This is a genomic window from Flavitalea antarctica (assembly GCF_054461535.1).
The window spans coordinates 119,415-142,856 of the sequence record NZ_JBTLQG010000008.1 but is presented as its reverse complement, the minus strand read 5'-3'; the positions used below and the strand labels follow the sequence as shown (position 1 = coordinate 142,856).

Here is a 23,442-nt window from a genome sequence, read left to right as displayed (position 1 = left end):
GTCGGCAGTACAATTAGCTGAGGTGTCTATTCCATGCTCGATCTTTGTAATCAAAATGCCGTTCCTTAAAAGTCAGAGATCTTCTTATGTGAGGTGCCATATACTTTCGTTCGAAGATTTCATTCAATGAAGTGGAAAAATTTGAACTTCCAGGTTCAGCAAGCCGGGATGATCGCTGCCCTTGGGGACAGGGCTACATCACCATGATTTTCATTGTAAAAATAATAATTAATATCGCGAAGGTCAGTGAAGTGTTGGGTAATTCTTTCCGGTTTATCTTCCTCATTCGTTTGTTGATTTCTTAGCACCAAGTTGGCGGCCTCTATGTAGTCCTCAGTAATTAGAAGATAGTCTGAGCCTACGAAACCATTCTTTAGTAACCGATGCGATTCGACCAGTGTTCTCCCATATAACTTTTCGAAGTTTCCGATCTGGTAAATGTCAATCTCGCCAAAATGAAGAATAAACTTTAGCGAAAGACTGGCATCAACTTTATACTTAAGCTTAAATGCGTGGTATTTTACTCTGAACGCATTAGCCATTTGTCTAAACGATGAGAGTATTTCATTCATAGGGAGCGGATCACCGAATTTGTAAAAGAGCAATGCGTCCCCCTCAACCTCGGCGAGTTTAAGGTCAGGCAGACTGTTGTCAATTATCTCTGTTAAAAGACCCTTGGTGATCCTCGCGCCTATAGTGGGGCGCACGTGGCAAACAAAGTTCGTGAAACCAGAAATGTCTGGAATGAAAATAAGTCCTTTCATAATGGTGCTTAAGTGGTGTTCGGGGGTATGGAACGCTTAACAATAATTGATCTCATCAATTACGACTATTCTATTCTTGATAACATAAAGCACGAGGCCAAGTCTTGTTTCAACCTGGAACTTTTCACATAGTTTTTCGCGATAACCATCGATAGTTCTTGGACTCAGATACATTTTGGCTGCTATCTCTTTGCATGTCATTTCAGTGCAGGCGTATCTAAGGAACTCAATCTCTTTGTCAGACAGGTCAAAGTTATTTGGTTTACCTTTCGAACCCCGCTGTATGGAATGAAGTAAGTTTCCAGTAAGCAGGTCGGAATAATAATATCCCTTTTCCATTATTGAATCCATTGCAGATTTTAGTTCAGAGCTTGAGGAACTTTTGGGCAAAAAGCCGCGTGCACCATTTTTCAACATCTTAACAACAGCTACTTCGTTGTCAAATATGCTTAATGCGCAAATCCGAATATCAGGACTATTGACTGTAAGCCATTCAGCAATATCGTGGCCACTCTTACCACGCATATGAACATCTAACAAAATAAGATCCGGCACAATGCCTTCTTGTACATAGGCAACTGTATCATCATATCCAGGTGCATTAAAAACTACCTGATAGCCATCGAATGAATTGACAAGTTGAACTAAACCACTCCGAACCAGGCCATGATCTTCAACTACTGCTACTTTAATTGGTGTCATAGTTTAAGGTTTAAGATTGTGTGAGATTTGTTAAAGAAATTTAAAATGAATGTCAAATCTTTGTGAAGATGTTTAGGATTTTTTTCTCACTTAAACTTTATCCTGCTAAATAACTAAGCTTAGCTTAAGTGTGACTCTCACTTCTTTTGGTGTAGCTAAGTTGCAAGATTTTTCCAATACTCCAGATGGGAATTGGCGAATTGTGGGGATGAGTTTCTAAACTGCGAAGCGAAGGTATAACGCTATAAATTTTATGCTCTGTTGTTCAGGAAGACTGCAATATCAGCACAAGTTACTTACCAAAAATTCTTTCAAGTAGTTCTTGTTTTGATTCCCGTGATACGACTATTTCGGTACCATCAGTCAATACCACTGATCCGCCTTCCCCTTTGTTATATTTGTTAACAAAATTTAAATTGATGATATGGGATCGGTGGACCTGAAAAAAATGGGAATCAAGAAAATCTTTATTGTAACCCAGATGTTTTGAACTGACAAATTTATGTTGGTTTACCAGATATATGGTAGTATAGGCTCCATCCGCCTCTAGACGAATGATTTCGGCTAATGGTAGCAGGTAAATTGCGTCCAGCGTAGTGATTGGAAGAACATTAAGCTTTTCGTGGCTGGGTTTTAACACCTGGAGCGATTCCCGCAAAGTGGGTAAAGCATCTTGTTTCTTTTTCTGGAGTAATTCCAATTCGAGTTTTTGTATTACTCTAAGGAGATCGGCCTTGTCAATTGGTTTAGTCAGGTAGTCAAAAGCACTGAAGCGGTAAGCCTCCGGACCATATTCTCTGTGAGCGGTAGTTAGAATTATCTTAGCAGTAATTTCAGGTAGTAGTTTCATTACTTCAAAACCATCCAAGCGGGGCATGCCGATATCCAGAAAGATGGCATCTGGTTTCAATAAGGGAATTTGTTTTACTGCTTCTTCAGGCTCGTCGAATTCACCTGATATAATAATTGACGGCATGAATATCTTCAAATTTTCACGAAGGATGAATAAAGCTGATTTCTCATCATCGACCAAAACTACTTTCATAACCTAGCGGTATTAAAAGTTAATTTTATGTGAAATATCAAGAATTTTTTCCCTCATGATGCATTATTAAAGGCAACGTTAGCTCGACTTTCGTTCCAGTTTCTTTGTCACTGTTTAAATCGAAAATTGCTACCTGGTAAAGTAAAGAAGAAACCTCGCTCAGCCCGGCCATGCGTTCACTCGTAAATTTCATTCCTAGCGATTCTCTTTTACCTGGTCGGTTACTTTGGAGCTCTGCCGCTTTCCGCCGGCCAACCCCGTTGTCTTCGACAAGACAAGTTAAATGCCCATTTTGTTTGTAAAGCTTTACCAGAAGAAGTCCCTTCCCTTCAGCCTTATGCCTTAAACCATGTAATATAGCATTTTCAACAAATGGTTGGATTAGCAGGGGGGGAATAGTGAAGTTGTCACTGTATAAAGCTTGGTCAACTTCCAGTTTGTAAGAAAATCGGAAGTTCGCCCGCACCTCTTCCAGCTGAATGTACAATTCGAGTGTTTGAATTTCTCTGGAGATAGGAATCGTGTCATGCTGGGAGTTTTCGAGGGTAATTCTGATAAGTTTAGAAAACTTTTGTAGAAATTCTATCGCCTCTTCAGCGCGGTTCTCCATGATATATGCCTCAATTGTATTCATGCAATTGAATAAGAAGTGAGGATTCATTTGGTCTCGCAGGGACTTAAGTTGGAGAGAAGCCAGTTGTCTATCGTACTCTGCCTTCAAAGTATTAATTTTTTCCGCCTCTATCTCTTTCTGATGTTGCTGTATTTGAATGTTTTTACTTTCCAGTTCTTTCACCAGAGAATTCAATTTAAGTTTTTCGATTTCAATTATTTTGCGGTTGAGAAAATTAACACGAGTATGAGCCTCCAAACTATAACAAGCAAAGAGTGAGAGAAGTGAACCCCCGATTAAGTTGAAGTTATGAATAATCATAATCTCCCGGGATAAGGGAGATCCGGCAGTCTGTGGGAAAAACATGAAAATATTAAAAGCTACCAATATGATAATGGTGGATGTGAGAGCATACCAAAACCTCAGGCCGATCCCCGAACAGGCAAATATTATCACAAGCATCAGGCCCGCTGGATAGTGAGTTTGACCAAGTTCACCTGGCTCAAGTAAGCCTATTAAAACTACCAACCCCAGCCCGCCGGCGATAGCTGCAAAAGAAAACAACAGTTGAAATCTTTTCAGCTGTATTTTCTTTATATACAGTATTGAAGAGAAAATGAAAAATGGCACTCCGACTAAGGCCCTTATTGTAAGAACCTCAATAATCGAAACAGGTGTTGCTATGAAATCTAATACGCCGAAAACAAGGTATATCGAAGAGGCAAGAATCAATTTAATGGGAACAAAGTTAGCCACCACAAAATAATTTTGCAGGTATTCCTGTTCAAGGAAATGTGAGAATCGAAGTTTCTTGGCAGAATTTGTAAACTCTGTATAGTCTACCATTTCAAGTTTTTCCATCGCGCTGGTTTGATTTATCGCCATATAAGGATTTATCTTAAAATAAAAACAAATACTGCTCCAGAGGGTTGGAATGTTTTCGCTAATTGAGTACGAAAACTTAGATTGCTAATATTAATCCAAATAATTGTCTTTTATATATTTTTCGTTTGCTGAACGTTATATCCTTTCTGCCTTGCAAAAATCTCAGCCGGTGGGGTTACAGTACAGCTGTAACTCATTTACATGGGTGTCGTAAAAATAATAGTTGATATTGCGAAGATTGCTGAAATGTTGTGTAATCCTTTGTGGTGTTACTGTTGCGCTGGTCAAGGAATGCCGTGCCGGTTGTTTTAAAGCTTGAATGTAGTCTTCAGTTATTAACAGATATTCTGAACCAACGAAGCCGTTCTTGAGCAGGCGATGAGATTCAACGAGACTTTTTCCGTATAGTTTTTTAAAACTTTTGACATGATAAATATCAATCTCGCCATAGTGAAGAATGAATTTAAGAGTCAGACCCGCATTTACCTCGTGCTGAATTTTTAACTGTTGGTATTTCATGTTAAATGCAGTTGCAATCTTCCTGAAAGAAGCTAATATCTGGTCAAGAGGTAAGGGTTCACCTAGCTTGTAAAATAACAGGGCATCTCCTTCAACTTCGGCGAGTTGGAGGTCGGCAAGACAGTTGTCTATAATCTCCGTTAGAAGATCCTTGGTTATTTTTGCTCCGACCTCAGGAGGTACCTGGCAAACGAAGTTTGTAAAACCCGTGATATCAGGGATGAAAATAAGTCCTGTCATGATTGTTGATTAAAGTGGGTTCGGGTAATAAACTGTTAGCAATAGTTGTATTCATCAAGTACGACAATCCTGTTTCTGATAGCATAAAGTATAAGGCCAAGTCTTGTTTCAACCTGGAACTTCTCACATAGTTTTTCACGGTAACCATCAATAGTCCTTGGGCTTAAAAACATTTTGGCTGCTATCTCCTTGCAGGTCATTTCTGTACAGGCATATTCCAGAAACTCAATTTCTTTCTCAGTCAGGTCGAAATTATTTGGTTTGCCTTTTGTTCCTTTCTGGATCGAGTGGAGCAGGTTTCCGGTTAGCAGCTCTGAATAATAATATCCTTTTTCCATGATTGAATCCATAGCACATTTAAGTTCTGAACTTGAACAACTTTTTAGTAAGAATCCCCTTGCCCCATTTTTAAGCATCTTTACAACTGACAGTTCATTGCCAAACATGCTTAATGCGCATATTCGAACATCGGGACTGTTCGCGGAAAGCCATTCGGCGACATCATGCCCACTTTTACCCCGCATATTAATATCGAGCAGAATGAGATCTGGTATAATCCCATCGTTGATGAATGCAAGGGTTTCGTGGTATCCAGGAGCATTAAACACTACCTGATACGCATCGAATGAATTGATCAGTTGGACTAAGCCGCTTCTGACAAGGCCATGATCGTCAACTACTGCTACTTGTATTGGTTTCATATTTATAAGGTTTATGATTGTGCTAGTGTTTCGTCCACCCAAGAATTTTTCCTCCGACTAATTGTGAATTGATATTATCCATTGGCGAAGATTTTCTTTAGCTATGTTCCCTGGACTTGTTAGTCTGATGATGCTAAGTTAGTAAGAGGCTGAACCGTTAAATAGGGGAGTATCCACATGATGGACCGGGAAATTTCCCGATTTAGGAAGCGTGAGTTGAGTTCGTTATTTTTTAACGCAGATGTTTGTAATGCAATAGCAAACAATACTTACGAAGCGATCAGGTTGGGGGAGCCCTGGTGTTGAGCGACGGGGATATGTTAAACTTGTGTTCTATTTTGAGTAGCTCGCAAGCTACAGCCGGTTGGCTTTCATCATAGGGTGACGAGGTTTCGCCTCAATGCTTCCAGCACCATACCAACCCGGCTTTGAACATTAAGTTTTTCAAAAAGCGTTTCACGATAACCGTCAATTGTGCGTTCAGATAGATGCATTTCGTTTGCAATTTGCTTATATGTGAGGTCGCTGCATGCAAGTTTTAAGAATGTGCGTTCTCTTTCGGAGAAAATTATCTTGTCTTCAGTTTTAAGTAACAGCCGACGGTAGTTAATATTCATTACGTCAGCATTATAATATCCTTTCTCATTGATTTCCAATAATGCTTTTTCAAGTTGATCTGGGTGGATATCTTTAAGCAAATACGAGCAGCATCCTGATTTAATCATACTTATTACGGAAGTATCATCTTCCTTCATAGACAGCGCAACAAGTTTGATCGTGGGATATTTGGTAGAAACCGCCTGCGCCGTAGCCGGGCCATCCATTATTGGCATGTTAACATCCAGCAATAAAATATCAGGTAAAACTGAGGCCTGTTGCAGTTTTTGAAGCAGGCTTTCGCCATTCGTCGCCTCTAAAAGCACATAAAAGCCTGGAAAATCCTTCAAGAGACTACTTAAAGATTTCAAAAATAATTGATGGTCGTCAACGACTCCTATATTTATCTTCATTTTTGGTGCTTTGGGGTGGGTATATGAATTTCTACATCGGTACCATTGTTTTGATTTGCACTCCATTTTATCGTTCCTCCGAGCACCTGCGTACGATGCTTCATATTTATCATACCAACTCCGCTTACAGAATCCTGGTTTGTATCGAATCCTTCCCCATCGTCGGAAACAATAATCTGTATTCCATCATTCAAATGAATCATGATTTGCACGAGTTTTGCATTGGAATGTTTAATGCTGTTGTGAATTGCTTCCTGGATTATGCGGAATAAAACAACCTGGTCTTCTGCACTCATTGGTAGCTGTCGGGCACTTGATACAAAATTGGCTTTAATTAAATTTGCCGAGTTAATCCTTTCAGTTTCAGTTGTAATATTTTCTATAAGATTAAATTGATGTAACCATTCTTTATTTAAGGATTTGGACAAAGCTCTAAGTTCCTGGATCGCTTTCGAAAGAGTCTCCTGTGCGGTATAGAAAGGGTCTGGAATTCCAGGCAAGGATCTTTCTGTTATACTGAGAAGAAGTTTTGTGCTGGTTAATAATTGTCCAATATTATCATGTATTTCCTCTCCAATCTGGTAAAAAGTTTCTTCTTGTGTCTCAAGCTGTATCTTGCGGATTTCTTGTTCAAACTTCAGCTCCAACTGATGTTTTTCACGTAAAAAACGATAGTACCTTCTTTGGTAGACCAGTATAAAAAGAATGATAAAAAACACGAGCACCGAGAATATCGCGGCACCGCCTATTACAAGTACATTGGGGTTAATAAAGCCTGCTAGCATTTCTTCTGTTTGAAGTCTTGAATAAATTTACACCGATACCAACCGTGTATAGTGCATACATGCATGCATTAAGAAAATGATGCAAGTCCCAAAGTTGCCTGATGTTTGGTTCTTTACTGCTTTTAATCAAATCATAGAAAACGAATAGAAAATAGGTGGTCGGTGCATAGAGCAGAATTCCCAGGCAAAACCAAAACATCGGATCTTTTTCAATATTTTCTATTTTTTCGCCAACATATCTTTCATAAAAGAAGGCCAGTACCCATATAACTTGTAACAAACTGTTCAAACAAACTAACTCATATATGAATCTTTGGCCAATCCCTATCGAAATGTAAGCCCATGCAACACCTGCTAATTGAATTGAAACCAGTATTCCAATGCAAGATTTGACGGCTGTTATTTCACTATTCCTATAAAATATAAATGCCAATATAATTGCATCACAGAGTATATATAAGTTATAAAATATTATCCTGGCAACGTCTTTTTCGTCAAACATAAGTGCTGACAGTTGTGGAACCGCTGCCATGGCTACCAGTGCTAAAATCCATTTTGAATTTGTGTCTATGCGGCTGAAAAGGAATATCCCTGCAATGAGTGGTAAAAGCACTGAAAAGATAGATAGATATTGCAAGCTGATAAATTTTCAATTTGTTCTATTATACCAGTAGGTATTATGTCCTGTATGTTTTGAAATAGTTAATCATTATTTCAGCCCATAAACATGATCTTATTCAAAGGGGGAAGATCGGGAGTTTAACATTTATTGGTAATGGGGAATTTCCCGTATTTAACAAATGATTAAATGTTTTATACTTTACATAAATAACTTCTTATTGAAGACGGGAAATTTCCCGTATTTAAAAAGGTGTAAATACTGAATTCTTAAGATCGATACTCAGGTAGATTTGAAATAGCAAGTTACAAAATGAATCCTCTACCCATATAAATCGTCTACCCATTGAAAACTTTGGCGGATATCAATGCCGGTTTTGGATCAAAGAGGCATCCATAGATACTACAGTTAGCAACCTCAAAAAGATGAATTGCAGTTTGTCTAAAGTAAATAGCCGAATTCAATGAGTAAATTTAAAATTTCATTTTGCACGGTTTGTATGAACAGGCTTGAACATCTTAGCCACACTTTGCCCATTAATCTTGTTGAAAATCCTGAGTCATATGTAGAATTTGTCCTTTTAGATTATTCGTCCTCAGATGGTGTTGGAAAGTATATCCATTCTAATTTCAAAAATGAACTTCATTCGGGAAGACTCGTCTATTACCGATATGATAAGGCAACGTCATTTTGTGGAAGTCACGCCAGGAATATGGCATTCAGACTCTCACAGGGCAAAATTATGGTAAACTTAGATGCCGATAATTTTGCTGGAAATAGTTTCGCAAATTATACTTTAAACCAATTTAAAGAAAATCCTGCTTTTTGCCTTACCGGACTTCGAAATCGTCACACTACAGACGCATATGGCAAAGTATGCCTTCATAAGACTCAGTTTTATCGAACTACAGGTTATGATGAGTCGTTTGATGGGTATGGATTTGAGGATTTTGATTTCGTAAATAGGTTGACTCTTGCTGGATGCCAAACATATACAATTACTAATCCGTCATACCTTAGGACCATAGGCCACGATATTTCTGCAAGGCTGAAAAATGATCAACTATTTCTAGGAATTCATCAGATTTATATAAAATATATTGATGAGAGCGCAACCCAATTGCTTTTTTTGTTGAAAAATAGAGGCTTTTATTTGGGCACGGTAGTTAACAACTTTACAGTGAATTCCTCTTTTCCTCAACCGGGTGCATCCCTAATGATTGTTCCTCATCATCAGTTCGATGTATCCGGCGGCTGGAAGCACGGTACTTGGGAATTATTTGATCAAATGCTGCATTTGCTTTATCCAGATTCAACCGTCCAAATCGAAAATATTAACGCCCCAGTCGCGTCAAGGAAGAAATGGGAGTTTTTCCGGAGGATCGACTCTGAGCAAATGAAATTAGATGCATTCTTCTTTTTCCGTCAGTCGCAAAATCGTGATAAAATGGACAGCAATTTGAAATATCGCAGGGTTGCTGTAAATGCTTCCTTCGGGAGAGGCGAAGTTTACAGAAATTTCTCGGGAAAAAAAATATCACTTTAAGTATTTTTATGCGTAAGCGCAATGCCATTTTCCTCTCAGTGTTTACTGATACATCGAACTGGAACAAGCTGGTGACATTGCTCTCAACAAAACTAAATGACTGTGGAGCCAAAGCTAATAGTGCATTGGTGTTCCTGAGTTTTGAACGCGGATGTTCGGTCCAAGTGGTACTCAATGCCAATAGAAATCAAAACATATATCATGATATCATCCGGATGGAAACACTAGAGTTTTTGGACCAATGCACTCCAATGGAAACCACAGATCCTATTTCCTCGTCCTCGTTTTTTCTGGATTTTCCTGGCAATCAAATACGATACAATTTATTTGATGAGCATTGGATAAAGGAAGGCAGACTCGCTGAAGTGCAACTTATTTTGTCAGCGATAATTGTTAAAAGATTTAGTGAGAGACCTTTTACTCAAACGTCGCTCCTGGCTCTTGTTGATAGGCTGGCACAGTCGATAAAAAAAGAATCTACACTCTTGGGCAACAAAACGCATGCCGCCAGTTATTCCCTACAATCTACCGAGTCACTCAAGTTATCTGGGTTCAGACATTTGCAGAAACATCAAGTTTCCAACATGTCTGACTTATACGAGGTTCCTTTTGCTAGCCTAGTAACAATGTTCGGTCGGGCTTGCCTACGTTATCTTTTAGAGTATGAAAACAAAGAATTAGCCTTAAGCCAAATATGGGATTTGGTACAACTTCACCTAGTTCAGCCTTCGCACACGAAATTTAATGAAGCTTATGAACGTGCAAATAAAGCATGGAGAATTACATTTAATACCTCTAAGATGAAAATTTGTTAACTACATATACAATCAAACTATGCCAAAGAAATTAGAGTTAAAATGGGTAGCTATGGGAAAAACCTATGCCCGTCGCAGCCAGTCAAAGCCGGAGCCAATTGATGTTTATGAAGAAGAAGGGGAGATGGACGTAGCAACAGGAGGTCAAAAATTTGGCGAGCCCGTGGATGCCCAACTCGCAATTTATTATATCAGGAAACTATGGACTGAGATTGATGAATCAAAAGTGATGGAGACCGCGAAGTCAGTAAAAATGGAAGGTGATGCGCTTATTGAGGAGTTTAGAAAGAAGAATTTCACAAAACAGGATTTGAAACTAGTTACTAAAACACTTGATAAGGTTGAAGAATTGTCACTGCTTTGTGAACGTTGGTTGGAAGAACTATTGAGTAATTCTTTTGCGATAACTATGGATAAAGGTGCTATCCTTAAAATATTAAGCCAGAACAAGTGTAAGGGAATACGTTTCTATTTATGTATGAAAGACCTCGATGATAGTCCTGCCATACAGGCGCGTTCAACAAATCCCAAAGCGGCGCGAATTCCCGGTAAACTAACATTGGTCTCTGTTGGGGTCGACAAGGACAATAATGATTTGAATTACACGTATGAGCCAGAACTGCACATCACTGGTGATAAAAAAGTCATTCCAAAAGTTAAGAATGTCTCTCTCGCGGAAGAATATCCTTTTACATCATCGCGACTACTCGAGAAGCCTGAGTCAAAGGAATTAGAAAAGTACGTTTTGTATAAATACTCAATGATTGAAAAGAAGGAGACGACAAGGAAAAGATAAATACTACAAGTAGATATTCAGTAATATAGCTAGCGTACAAGTTGATTGTCTTTCAAGCTAGTGAACCTTTGTAGCCGAACGTGTCCTGATTTGGCCACACTTAAGTATTCTCCCTTTGACCGTGGTTAATTTTGTGAATTATTTGGTTCCAAAAGCGAACCAGAACCTGTACTAACAAATTAGCCACCCACCCCTTGTTCTTTATTTAGCAACAATTACAATACATTAAACCTTTTAACTATGTCACACGGAAAGCCTATCAGCAAAGAAACTGCTGACAAAGAGATTAACAAGTTTAAGGATCTAACAGAACCGGTCAACCGAGTAATCGCGAAAATTCTTACGGTGTATAGCGCCGACCCAGACAGACTTACCTATTATTCGAGTGCCTCCAACGCATTTTTGTTCGATAGGAAAACAGTTCAAAGATTTTTCCATGACAAGCGTGACGGCGAGTCGGGGGATTGCGAATATTTGTTAGTCATTTTGGGTGCACATCATGTTGCAGAACATGGCGCACAAATCGGTGCACCTACTGTAATTTTGGCTGGGGTAAACCAGGATCCTCAGGACCCCTTGGGTCAAACTTATAAGACTTTGGAAATTGCGGCACCAGCAACTGAGTACCCGACTGGCAAGGCTATAGTAGAACTTCCTTTAGCTAATTCTTCTGGGTTCAAGGTCAAAATTCTTTAAAATCTGAATAGCTCAGATATTATGCTTTGAATTGTAAGTGGAGATGGCCCAATTAGTTCCTCATTGTTGAAGAGACGAAAAAGCGAGACGTTTAGGTACCTAGGTTAGCATTGTGCTGAGAATTTTGGTGTGTTGTAGAACAAATGTTTATATATGGTTCATAGTAGCCAACGATCAAACTCCCACTATGTAGTTCAAGGATATCCTTCGGGATGGAAACTTTCAAATTCTACTAAAGCAATAATACTATGAAACTTATCTTATCTATCGGTTTGCTTTGTACGTGGATCATCCCTACTATGAGTCAGACAGATAAAGTACCAATTGACTTGGCTGTATTTTATAATACAAGCCTTACTTCACCAATTCCTCGAAATCTCAATTCAATAAAGGCGATAGTTCTCTCAAATGCTTTTCCTAAGCGCGCGTATTTAATTAAGATTGATGCGATTGAGGTATTGCATCCTCCTCTAGATAAGAACGATTTCGCCATGATGTCAACTGACGGAACAAAATGTCCTGAGTTGGAAATGCTGATCAAGGAAACAAGTGATTGGATTAACAAGGTAACAGAATCAAACACGGAAATTGAACTGGGAAAGAAACTATCTGACCTGAAGGCTAAGGCAGCAGCAATTAACTGCACTAACCAGGCCATCTTGGATAACATTAAAAAATTGGAAGAGCAGTGCGAAAGAGAAATCCCCCTGCCGTTTGAATTGGAAATAATAGCTTCCAATAACTATATAATCACTGTTACATCCGGAACTAAAATATGGACGTATACGATGCAAGGGAAGAGTCATGGTCAGTGGGTAGTTAGCTATGGTTTTTTGTTCTCTTCCAGAGCTTTAGAGCCACAACAGTACTTTTTGAGACAATCTGCTGATACTTTTGTAATTACTAAAAGAGCCACACCAAATGTCCTGGATCTCCGATTTGCGCCAACAATTTTCTTTAACTATTTCTTAAACAACAGGCGCGATCATCCATGGAACGGGAGCTTCTCTGCAGGAATAGGGGTAAACTCAGCATCTCCGGTTGTTAGCCTGGGGTTTAACCTGATGTATAGACATAACGTTGGATTTTCTACGGGGGTGGTATTTTATGAGCAACAAAAGTTAGATGGAAGTTATCATGAAGGGCAAGGTTTAAAAGAAAACATTGAGGAATCGAAATTGTATGAAAAGGGATTTTTTAGGCCTAACCTTTTTTTGGCCATTAATCTTCGTCTGGGGCAAGATCCCTTCAAAAAGGCAAACTGAAGTGAATGACTGATGTTCTGTGATGTTGGTTTTGTTTGATCTTATTGCTCATTCTTCCCCTTATTCGAATCAATCTGAACAACTGACCTGAGCATGGTATTACGTCGAGACCATCTTTACTTAATTTTTATTAAATAGAAACCAAAAAAAACTTTTTTATGAATAAGCCTGTTGACTATTTGATTTGCTTTTTAGTGTCATAGGACTTTTGGTGTTTTTATATGGAGATGGGTCTGCTTACTCCATTTCCTGGAATTGCAACCTTGAAGAGTGTGAATTGCAACCGATTCCTTCAGGTCTTGTCTCAAGCGTTGCAGCAATATTGTCGGCAAATTTAGGAGCAGTTCTTGGTGTTACTAATTCGACCTCTAATTTCCGGCAAATAAAAACCTGGAATCCTTTGAACTATGTCTTCTCCCCAACACCTTCCATAATTCAAACTATGGCTTGTTATCTATATTTTTTTGCCCTGATTGGTTCAGCGATAGTATGGGCACATAGAGGATTCGTATCACATCCCGTCAAAGTTTTGCCTGAGATAAAAGAAATGACTCAGTCGCTTATCGGTGTTGTAATTGCAGTTTTGGCGGTAGTACTTAATGCCAGGACTAACTATAATAGGTCATCATTCTGACTTCTCATCTTTTGGTTAAAGTAGGACTAATAGTTTCACAACAAAAACTTTCATAATGAGTTTTGGAGCTTCTACATACCCGAATTTTATCGCCAGCAATGGTCCACTAAATGAACGATTGTTCTTGCAGTATATCGGACCCAGTAGCAATTTTGATATCATCATCATTGGATCAGGTATAGGTGGCGGCGTACTTGGTGATGACCTAGCCGACCGCATAGGGCGTCACAAAAGAATATTAATTCTTGAGGCTGGCTCTTTTCTTTACCCTACACATGTGTACAACATGTGTAGATTTCCAAATGCCTCCATCGCGAGGCATTTCGCGTGTGATACATTTGTTCAGCAGGGAACTGAGAACGATGAATTCTTTATAGGAGAGAAGCCTCAATTAAATATGGGCGGCCGCTCTATTTTTTGGTCAGGACTGATCCCAACACTTCAAAGTTGGGAGTTGGAGTTTTATCCTGAGGCGGTCCGAAATAGTTTGGAATCCGGATTGCTTGCAAAAGCTGGTGAAAAGATGAATGAATCAGTTTCAATGGGCAAAACTGCGGCCGATATCGTCTCAAAGCTCAGACAGACATCCCTTGCACAGGATTTCACCATCAGGGAAACGCCGCGCGCATTGCATCAACCTTATCTCTCACCAGACGGAATTCCCAAAAATCAATTTTTTACTGAGCCAACTGGTGTTTTTAATACAGCAGAACTTATCATAAATCAATTGGGCTTAACTCCTGGAACAAGTCATGGTGACGGCAATGGCCTGCAATTGAAGCTAAACCATTTTGTTGAGGATGTGCAGCGTGATTCTGATCATCGATTTTCGGTAGTGTGTACAAATACTTTAAACGGAGCGACAAAAGTTTTTCGTGCCAGTTCGGTTGTAATAGCTGGGGGATCTATCGAAAGTCCCAAGCTAATTCGACGATCCTCTAGCCTCTTTAACTCTCTACCACAAAATGTCCGTAACCTAATTGGGCGTGGTTTGACTGATCACCCCACAACCGCAGAAATTACGACATTCGTAACTAATATTGAAAACGTTACCATACCCAAGACGTCCCATGCAAAAATAATAATGTATTCCAAGGGTAGACGAGATGATCAGGATCAAATCCTTTACCCGTTCAATGTTGAAATGAATATTAACCATGAATACTGGCATCTCAGGGAAAACGACCCGAATATTGAAACCGAACCTTCCAATATACTCAATTCGGCCTCAAGAATTGATATTAAATTTAGTTTTGGTAATTGTTTAGATGAAAGCAATAAAATCGAAACACCGCCGCCTTTTGGATATTTGCCAGAGTTACGGTTTAAAAACCAGACAAAAATTGAGCATCTTGCTTTCTCCCGTTTTCCCGCGCTTGCTGGGTGGAATAAAACACCGGAAGAAATATTTGCTGTATTGAATCGTTTGACCCATGAAATTTTCTCAAAGTTTCAGAACAATGGACAAACCCCCAGGCCTGAAAACGAAAGTTGGTTTGGCAAAAACAACAAAGGCTTTGGGTACGGAACAGTGCATCATGCTATTGGTAGTTTGCGAATGCCGTATAGACCATCCTATAAAGGATCATTTATTTTTGATTCCGTTGTCGACGAGAATTTGCAAGTTCGAGGAACTGATAATTTATACGTTTGTGATATGTCTGTTTTGCCATTCAGCTCTGCAGCTAATCCAGTTCGAACGCTTGTTGCGTTAGCACTGAGACTGTCACAAAAACTTGCCTGAAGGTAAAGTTCATCTTGATCTGTTTTGTGAGAACCTGAGGTTATTTTCGGCTACAGCTTTCGGGACGTGGCCAATGAAGGAGAAGGGGCTTGTTGTGGCGTGTGACTTCCGATTTGGGACTGGGTTCGTCTGTTTCATTTCGCTGTATCACCATTGTATCTTTTCTAGAAAAAAATCAACTTTATAGTAATTGGGATTCATGTCAACCTACTTTTTTGCAATAAAACTGTATTTAGTCCTTCCTATCTGCACCAGGTATTATTCATCTATTCATTGCTTTCGCGATCGTTTCTAAATGCTCATTAAAGCTACTAAGCTGCATTAACATTTGTCCCCCTGAGTCATTCTGATCCAACCCACCAAATTTATTATTCTTACGAAATACCGTTTTGATTTGTTCCCAGCGTTCGAGCTCAGGCGGGGTGATATAAGTTGCAAGTTCTTTTAACTTAAGTAGATTTGCCTCTGCGTCGGAGGTTAATGTCTGTGATTCACTTTCATAGTGAGAGAGAATTAGTGTGCGAACCTCTTCGACATTCATCAAAGGCACAACTTTTCCAACCATTTTGTTCATGTTACGATAAGAGCCTTGCAGTTTGAAAGCAGGCTCGGTGCGGTAGGCATCTTTCATTGCGGCACTTGCGATGTACTGCTGGTTCACGCGAATCACAACGTCGCGAATCATTATGATTGAACGAAGAACGGCGAGTGCGTCGTCCACTTCCTGGCCCTGGTAGTTGCCCTCGAGGGCGGGGAGCATTTCCGAAGAGGTTTCGATGTAGTTGATGAGTTTATGAAGATCTTCGAAACTACGGTTTGAGATTATTTGCAGGTAACGGTTTTCCGCAACTGCGTTCTCTATTAAGCTCAGGTTAAAGAGATGATCTGAAGTGCCGATCACATCACCAAGATTATATACATCAGCACGGTTGGCAAGCATATCCGGGATCTTGAATTGCTCACCGCTTTCGGTGTAGGGGTTACCCGCCATCACCACGCAAAAACGTTTGCCACGCAGGTCATAAGTTTTGCTATCCCCTTCGAAAATTCCGTCCATCTTGCGCTGACCATCGGCAAGCGAGATAAATTTTTGCAGGAACTCGGGACTCAGATGCTGGATATCATCGAGGTACAGCATCACGTTATCTGCCATCTCGAAAGACAGGTTGATCTTTTTAAGTTCTTCACGGGCGCCGGAGGTGGTTGCTTCGACCGGATCTATAGATGTGATCCTATGTCCGATGCTCGGTCCATTGATCTTGACGAAATGCAGGCCCATCGTTTTAGCGAGGTACTCCATCAGCGTTGTTTTACCATAGCCGGGAGGAGAGATGAGAAGAAGCATACCCATGCGTGCCGTGCGTTTGTCATCACCGGCTGTACCGATCTGTTTGGCGAGATTCGAACCGATCAACGGGAAATAAACCTCATTGATCAGACGGTTTCGGACAAACGAGCTCAGAACGCGCGGCTCAAACTCGCCAATCTTCAAAGCATGTTTGTAGCTTTTTGTGAGGTCGCTCTTGACTTTATTAAAGGCTTCAAAAGCAGGTACGACTGTCCCGCTGTAATTCTCCATTTTTGAAAGGAAGGAATGGAAGTTCAGGTTGTATTGCTGTCCTGTAATAACGGCATGTGTGCCCTTCAAACCGTTGATCTGGCGGTTGTCTGAAGCGGCGCGCTCTTTATAAGCATGATTCCTGAACAGAAGCAGACAAGCTGCCTCGTCAATATAGCTTGCGTTAAATCCACCCTGATGCAGAAAGGCGTGCAACCAATTCTTAATTATCTCGAATCGGTCTTCAACACTAAATCCGGCATTTTCTGTATCCTTCGCAAACACATCAAAACGTTTCTGAGCATGCAGAAATTCATTAAAGGCTTTTTTGATGTGCAGAGCCTGTTCGCTGGCTGTGAAACTCAGATTTGAAGCAAACTCATCATATAGATATGCCGCAACATCAGCGGCGTCTGCAATAACTGCAGTACTGCCAGCATGGTTGAAACTCCGGTTGTCCGCTGCAACCGTCTGGACCTGCGCACTGTTACCGCTGACATGGTTCACCGCATAGAATCTGTATTTGTTTACAATCTCATTTATCACATAAGCCGAATGCCTGCTGCCTGGAAAAGTCTTTTCTATGGAATGCGCCGCACCGATTAACTGTGACAACTTATTTGTGCTTGCTTCATCCAATTGCAACCAGAACAGCTGGGCAGCTACCCGAACTGAAGGCGGATAGTTAAGTATCCCCAAACCTTCCCGCAGGGCACGTAGATGTTCAAATATTAAAATGGCATCGGAATTATGCACGCCTTTTAGGTATGCTGCTCTGTAATCACGCTCGACCTGGTCATTTATATAGCTGATGTGATCGAAATTATTCCGAAAACCACGGCCATCGGCACTTTTGCCATTTTGATCAGCGCTTAATCTATCCTGGCTATTACGTTTTTGGTAATCGCTTATTCCATCGGCACCTTGACCATGCTTGTCAACGCCTAACCCATCCTCGCCTTTACGGTTTGTATTATCGCTCAATTCATGGTCGCCTTTACGTGTTTGATCATCGCTTAATCTATTGCTGACAGACAAACCATAAGGAGCCGTCGAGCCTTGAATAGGTGTCAAACCGTGAATAGATGTCAATCCGTTTGTGGTTGTTGAACTATTTGTGGCTGTTGATCCAGAAAATGAATGCTCATAAGCCCGGTACGCCTGGTAAGCCAGATATTCACCACGATAAACTGAAGTGTTTTCGGAAATCAACTCCTGCTCCCAAATAAAACGATATTGATATAATGCCTCGGCGGTAACTTCCTTATAGAAGCTTGTCCCAATGAGATGGAAAAACAACTTCTCATCTTTTCGGACAATGCTTAGGTCCAGCACCTGCTTGTTTACGACGAACTTGTAATCACCGAGCGCTATTATGTTTTGGCCGTCAACAAATAAGTCGGTTTTGTCTTTGAGGTTACGTAACGCATCTTCCTGGGCAACCTTTAACAGATTCTCAAGGTTCTCAGCTTTTGCAACATCGCCGAGGGCTGCCAGGTCGGCAACAAGACCGCGTATCTTTCCAATCATCAGATCAGCGGAGAAAAACGCATAAATGCTTTCCTTGCTATCAAATGACCGCGCTTTGTTTTCGACGTTTTTTAGAACACGTAAGCCGATTTGTTCAAGCGAAGCAGAACGTTTGTTGATCTGGGTGATCAACATTTCTTTTTTGCCATTGAAGGCCTTGATCACCTCATCACGCTTATCTGCAATTTTTTCTACAAAGTCCGGGAAATCGGCAAACTTGCTTTCAAGTTCTTCTACCTGTACACTCACCTTAGTGAAATAGTCTTCGCATTTTTCCGGAGAGGTAGAGAGATCAAGAAAGGATACTATGCCTTGCTCAAGTAAAGTTAGTTGTGCGTAGAATTCGCCGGTTGCTTCCTTGCTTCGCAATGCATTTAGCGTACGGGCCAGGTCGGCCTTTACTTCATTCAGCGAAGCAAAGATCAATGAGATCTTTTCGATGATACGCGTGCTCTGCGTAGTGTCCTCGATCTTCAGGCTGTTCAGGATATCAATCAACATCTCGAGCTCGCCGGCAATACTCTTTACGGCAGCTTCGATGGCTAAGGCATCAATGGCTTTGGTGACACCGGCGACAGCTGCTTTCTGAGCTACTACCTTTTGTTCGTACGGTTCAAGGGCTTTATCCTTAAGCAAAAAGTTTATCGTGTCCTGCGAAAGAGTAGTGTTATAGCCATCCAACACCTTTTGCAGTTCATCCACTTTATCAAAAGCAACATACTTTACATTGCGCAGATCAATGACTGCTCCCTGCATATTGCGCGTGTTGGCGAGCATCTGCACAAGCTGATCAAGCGAGGTCACCACATTGTTCTTTATATCAATCACCAACTGATCAACACGTTTCTGCATCGCGGCCAATGCCTCGCGGGCATGCTGGCGCTGTGCCTGCACCTTTGCAAATTCATCAATCGCGGTATTGGCAATGTCTTTTATCGATGAGAGCGGCGAAGCTAAATCAAAAGTCGCCGGGTCACGGATCCAGAAATAGGAATCGATAACATCATTCGCCTTTTTCTGAATGTCTTCGTAGAGCCGCGAATAAGAATCCTCCTTGCTTAACAACTGGATAATCTCCTGGCTCTCGGACATCGCACTCACGATATCCTTGTTCCCGATCTTATACAGCACATTATCGTGCATGCCTTCGTTTTCTTTCAACACTGCCGTGTAGGGCGTTTGCCAGATCTGCACCTGGTGATGACGCACCGCTTCAGCTTCGGTCCGGAAATAAATCAGCTTACCATCATTAAAAACAGTAAACCCATTACAAATGATCGGCGTTTCCACCTGTTGCACTATGATGTTGTATGACATCAGCACATAGGTATTGCTTCGAACCTGGTAAAAGATGTATAGGATGTCCTCGCCATTCGGGGAAGCCACACTGCGAATAAATTCAAGACCTGTGAGATCGGATTCGAATAATTTGAAATCGCCATTCTGCAGGTAATATCCATTTGGAAAGATAACGCCCTGGTTGTCCGGTAACAAAATGCCTGCATCAAGCAACATTTTGATCGGCCTCACCTCTCGGGTTCGTGCGTTAAATATATAGGAGCGTGCTTCTTCCTGGTATGGCTTGATCTTCAGAGCCACCAGGTTGCCAAGATCAGCATAATAATATTCGGCATCATCGAGCTGCTGATCTTTGTTCAGCACCGGCTCATGATAGATACCACGACCTGAAGCTGTATTGTTTTCAACCTTGAAAGTGATATCACCTCCAATGGCTTCAATAAATACTTTATCAAGTATGGAGATATGCGGGAATGCACCAAGGCGACGATCTTCCAGGTTGGTTTTTATCCAACGGAAATCATGCTGCGGTGCGCGTTGCACTTCATGGATGGACCGGTCATCTATATAGGTAAGCTGATTGTTTTTGTTCAGCCATTTAAATGCCTTCCGATCATCAACCGTTTTGCCGGTCTGAAAAATCATGTACAGGTAGTTCCCACTCTGGAAAAACCTGGCAAACAATGAATCGCGGTAATATTTATAGAGATTGGTAAAATCAGTAACAAAAGCTGCGTCATCAATCAGCGTTAATGGCTGTGGTTCAAAATGATCATTGGCAAATTTATAGACGCTGAATACATCGCTTAGTTTGATGTCTTCCTTCAACCCAAACTGCACGTTGTATCCGAATATACATAGATCACCCAGCGCAATAATACCTCTCGATTCGCCATGATTTTCGGTAGTGATTCTCTGATTTGAGATCAAGGCAAATCCATCCGAGCTGAACACCTCGTGCCTCGCCGCATTCAGCTTCGCCAGTCGCGCAGCAAGTTCGATGCGTTGCTCGTTCAGCCTGTTCCGGATAATCTCGTATGTTCCCGAATCTAATGCAGGTCCTGTCTTTTGCTCTGTTACTGCCATATTAAGCCGAAATAAGGAAGTTTGTTATTAATCGATGAAGCTAACGCAGGTCACTGTTGAAGCGAATCCTATTCCACACAATTCCATGTTACTGATACCCTTCAACGCAATTCGATTTGACTGATCATCTTCTATTCAATCGATGTTATTGATACCGCTCAATGCTATGCGCCATGACGGGATCCTGGTTCAAAATCGCTGTTACAGAATACTGCGTAGCGTATTAAGTGTTGAATAGACTTTGTTCTTATGAACCCAATTCTAAAAGTAACTGAATAACCTGTCAAATGAAAAACCTGTCAGAATAAGATATTGATTCATACAAATTCACTGTGCGTCGGATCCTGAACGAGTTAAACGATAGTCGCAATTCTTAATTGCAGCTACCGTAACTCATTTTGAAACTAGACAGCTCCCAGCTTTTTATTGCCCAATCCCAGGCTGTTCGCCAGCTTGCCCAGGTCCATGATTGCAGGCAGGTCGCTATCAGAACTATTCGCCTGCATCTTCATCAACACTGCTGAGATCGTCAGGTTCTTCAGATCATTTGTTGACACATTATACTTGGTTGCAAAGGCCTTGATACGCTCCAGCAAATGCCCATCACCGTTACCATTACCATCACCGATCAATGCGTTTTTAATATCAGTCGCGTGTTCGCTTTCATTGATGAGTCGATCGAAGCCTCGTGCATTTGATATCTGATTAACGATGTTCTGGAAGAACATAGTTTCACCACCAACGATGTCAATACGGGCAGACTTCAGTGCCTCGCCCAACACACCCGCCTGGGCCATAGCAATATCCTTATGAATATTGATACCAGCCAGCGCAATATCCCGATCCTTGGCCAATAACAATTTGAACTCTTCGTGATCCTTACCAACACCATCGAGCTTTTTCATGGCTTCAGCTTTGTTTTCAATACCCGCAGCTTCAGCAAAGGCTTTTTCTTTGGTGACCTCAGCTTCGGCCAGACCTTGCTTACGCCTTGCGTCAGCCATCCTTTCAACGATACCGGCGTCAACAGAACCCTGGCGCTCGGAAGCTTCGGCTTTTGCAATCATCACTTCAGCCTCAGACAAACCAAGTGTTGCATCCTCACGGGCCTGGGCTTCTGCAAGAATCTTGCGGGCTTCAGCCTCTTTGAATGAAGCTTCTTTCTTGGCCTCTGCATCAATGATGGTTTGTTTACCACGTTCTTCAGCAGCTTTTTTCTCCGCTTCGGCAGCCTTAACGGTATAGATCAACTTTTCTTCAGCCTGCCGCGCCGCATTCGTGATGCCGACTGTTTTCTGGCGCTCTACTTCACGGAAGGACTCAATGTCTTTCATATTCTGTTGTTCTTCCACCACACCTTTTTCAAGCTTCACTCTTTCACGGATCACATCCTGGATATTTTTCTTCTCAACTTCTATATTACGGTCGCGCTCGATTTGTGCAAGGGTTACGATCTTTTCTCTTTCGGTAGCTTCCAGTGCACGATCCTTTTCCACTCTTTCTGTCTCAACCGCGTCAGTACGTTGCTTATTTTTCGCAGCAATGATGATCTGGCGAAGTTTATTTTCTTCCTGAACAGCCAGGCTTTCATCCGTTTTGATACGCACAGTTTCAGATTTCAGTCTTTCTTCCTCACGCACCTTCAAGATCTCTGCCTGTTCGCGCGACTTCACATTATCGATCTCGCGTTTTTGTTTTTCTTCTTTCTCTGCCTGTTGTCTTTCCAGTTCAAGGATGGCTTCACGTGCTTCCACGTTTTGCTTTTTGATCACTTTTTCTTCTTCACGACGGATCAGGTTCGCGTGAATATTTTGTGCTGCGGTCAGTTCAGTGATCTTGCGGATACCCTGTGAATCGAGAATGTTACCTGGACTCAGGAACTTCATCTCGGTTTGTTCGAGATAGTCAATGGCGCAGTCGTCCAGAATATAACCATTCAGATCTGTACCGATGATACCCAGTATCTCGTCGCGGAATTCCCGACGGGCCTCATATAAGGAGATAAAGTCAAACTTCTTACCAACGGTTTTTAAAGCTTCTGAAAACTTTGCTTCAAACAAGTTGGTCAGCGTATCCGTGTCAGATGCACGTTCAGTCCCGATGATCTGCGCAACGTTTAATACGTCTTCCACATTTTTATTTACACGAACGAAAAACGCCACTTTGATATCTGCGCGGATATTGTCCTTGCAAATCAGTCCTTCGTTTTCCATCCGGTCAATTTGTAATTTTTTAACCGAGATGTCCATGATCTCCATCTTGTGTAGAATGGGGATCACATACATTCCCTGGTTAAATGCCACCTTGCCTCCGCCCACACCGGTTCTCACGATGGCTTTGCCCTGTGGGATCTTTTTATAAAAGCTGGCAAAAGCAGCAAGTAAGATGAAGAGAAGAAACGCGATACCACCAATAATTAATAAGGTGATTCCGCCGAGAGTGTCGAATAAGGAGCCCATGTCTTTTGATTAAGGTTAAGGTTGGTGTTTAAGTTATGAGTTGTGAGTTATGAGTGATGAGTGAGTTATGAGTTCTTTAGTTTATGAATGCTTGATTTGGTTTGGGATAGGTTGCTTGGGCAAATTTTTTA

17 protein-coding genes are annotated in these 23,442 nt (G+C 41.2%); 6 read left to right on the top strand and 11 right to left on the bottom strand.

Annotated features, from left to right (window positions below; all coding sequences use genetic code 11):
- Positions 1 to 155 precede the first annotated feature (155 nt).
- From ACX0G7_RS10560 to ACX0G7_RS10520, 9 genes are all read right to left on the bottom strand, one after another.
- A complete protein-coding gene (locus ACX0G7_RS10560) occupies positions 156 to 764 on the bottom strand; it encodes a DUF2652 domain-containing protein (RefSeq protein ID WP_458923430.1) in 609 nt (202 codons plus the stop codon).
- Between the two features lie 36 nt (positions 765 to 800).
- Positions 801 to 1,466, bottom strand: a complete 666-nt coding sequence (locus ACX0G7_RS10555) for a response regulator (RefSeq protein WP_458923429.1) — start codon at positions 1,464 to 1,466, stop codon at positions 801 to 803.
- Between the two features lie 292 nt (positions 1,467 to 1,758).
- On the bottom strand, positions 1,759 to 2,511 hold the full coding sequence (locus ACX0G7_RS10550; RefSeq protein ID WP_458923428.1) for a LytR/AlgR family response regulator transcription factor: 753 nt from the start codon (positions 2,509 to 2,511) through the stop codon (positions 1,759 to 1,761).
- Positions 2,512 to 2,548: 37 nt separating this feature from the next.
- Positions 2,549 to 3,985 (bottom strand): sensor histidine kinase, encoded by a 1,437-nt coding sequence (locus ACX0G7_RS10545; RefSeq protein ID WP_458923427.1) that lies wholly within the window; start codon positions 3,983 to 3,985, stop codon positions 2,549 to 2,551.
- A gap of 186 nt (positions 3,986 to 4,171) precedes the next feature.
- On the bottom strand, positions 4,172 to 4,768 hold the full coding sequence (locus ACX0G7_RS10540; protein WP_458923426.1) for a DUF2652 domain-containing protein: 597 nt from the start codon (positions 4,766 to 4,768) through the stop codon (positions 4,172 to 4,174).
- Positions 4,769 to 4,803: 35 nt separating this feature from the next.
- Positions 4,804 to 5,469 (bottom strand): response regulator, encoded by a 666-nt coding sequence (locus tag ACX0G7_RS10535; RefSeq protein ID WP_458923425.1) that lies wholly within the window; start codon positions 5,467 to 5,469, stop codon positions 4,804 to 4,806.
- Positions 5,470 to 5,843: 374 nt separating this feature from the next.
- Positions 5,844 to 6,479, bottom strand: a complete 636-nt coding sequence (locus tag ACX0G7_RS10530) for a response regulator transcription factor (protein WP_458923424.1) — start codon at positions 6,477 to 6,479, stop codon at positions 5,844 to 5,846.
- Complete coding sequence (locus ACX0G7_RS10525; protein ID WP_458923423.1) at positions 6,476 to 7,126, bottom strand: sensor histidine kinase; 651 nt, start codon at positions 7,124 to 7,126, stop codon at positions 6,476 to 6,478. Before ACX0G7_RS10525 ends, ACX0G7_RS10530 begins: the two co-directional genes overlap by 4 nt.
- 118 nt (positions 7,127 to 7,244) lie before the next feature.
- Complete coding sequence (locus tag ACX0G7_RS10520; protein ID WP_458923422.1) at positions 7,245 to 7,901, bottom strand: hypothetical protein; 657 nt, start codon at positions 7,899 to 7,901, stop codon at positions 7,245 to 7,247.
- 445 nt (positions 7,902 to 8,346) lie between these two features.
- Between ACX0G7_RS10520 and ACX0G7_RS10515 the strand changes: the two genes are divergently transcribed.
- The 6 genes from ACX0G7_RS10515 (at position 8,347) to ACX0G7_RS10490 (ending at position 15,379) form a co-directional block, all read left to right on the top strand.
- Complete coding sequence (locus ACX0G7_RS10515) at positions 8,347 to 9,429, top strand: glycosyltransferase family 2 protein (RefSeq protein WP_458923421.1); 1,083 nt, start codon at positions 8,347 to 8,349, stop codon at positions 9,427 to 9,429.
- Between the two features lie 8 nt (positions 9,430 to 9,437).
- Positions 9,438 to 10,244, top strand: a complete 807-nt coding sequence (locus tag ACX0G7_RS10510) for a hypothetical protein (RefSeq protein ID WP_458923420.1) — start codon at positions 9,438 to 9,440, stop codon at positions 10,242 to 10,244.
- Positions 10,245 to 10,263: 19 nt separating this feature from the next.
- On the top strand, positions 10,264 to 11,040 hold the full coding sequence (locus ACX0G7_RS10505; protein ID WP_458923419.1) for a hypothetical protein: 777 nt from the start codon (positions 10,264 to 10,266) through the stop codon (positions 11,038 to 11,040).
- A 240-nt stretch (positions 11,041 to 11,280) separates the two neighbouring features.
- Positions 11,281 to 11,736: a hypothetical protein gene (locus ACX0G7_RS10500; RefSeq protein WP_458923418.1), complete on the top strand. Its 456-nt coding sequence runs from the start codon at positions 11,281 to 11,283 to the stop codon at positions 11,734 to 11,736.
- A gap of 248 nt (positions 11,737 to 11,984) precedes the next feature.
- Positions 11,985 to 13,001 carry a hypothetical protein gene (locus ACX0G7_RS10495; RefSeq protein WP_458923417.1) on the top strand — a complete coding sequence of 339 codons (1,017 nt, stop codon included), beginning with the start codon at positions 11,985 to 11,987 and terminating at the stop codon, positions 12,999 to 13,001.
- 689 nt (positions 13,002 to 13,690) lie between these two features.
- Positions 13,691 to 15,379: a GMC oxidoreductase gene (locus ACX0G7_RS10490; RefSeq protein WP_458923416.1), complete on the top strand. Its 1,689-nt coding sequence runs from the start codon at positions 13,691 to 13,693 to the stop codon at positions 15,377 to 15,379.
- Positions 15,380 to 15,641: 262 nt separating this feature from the next.
- On the opposite strand, the gene ACX0G7_RS10485 is transcribed toward ACX0G7_RS10490, so the two are convergent.
- Together ACX0G7_RS10485 and ACX0G7_RS10480 are read right to left on the bottom strand one after the other, a co-directional pair.
- A complete protein-coding gene (locus ACX0G7_RS10485) occupies positions 15,642 to 20,852 on the bottom strand; it encodes a DNA repair ATPase (RefSeq protein WP_458923415.1) in 5,211 nt (1,736 codons plus the stop codon).
- A 404-nt stretch (positions 20,853 to 21,256) separates the two neighbouring features.
- Positions 21,257 to 23,311 (bottom strand): hypothetical protein, encoded by a 2,055-nt coding sequence (locus ACX0G7_RS10480; protein ID WP_458923414.1) that lies wholly within the window; start codon positions 23,309 to 23,311, stop codon positions 21,257 to 21,259.
- Between the last annotated feature and the right edge of the window lie 131 nt (positions 23,312 to 23,442).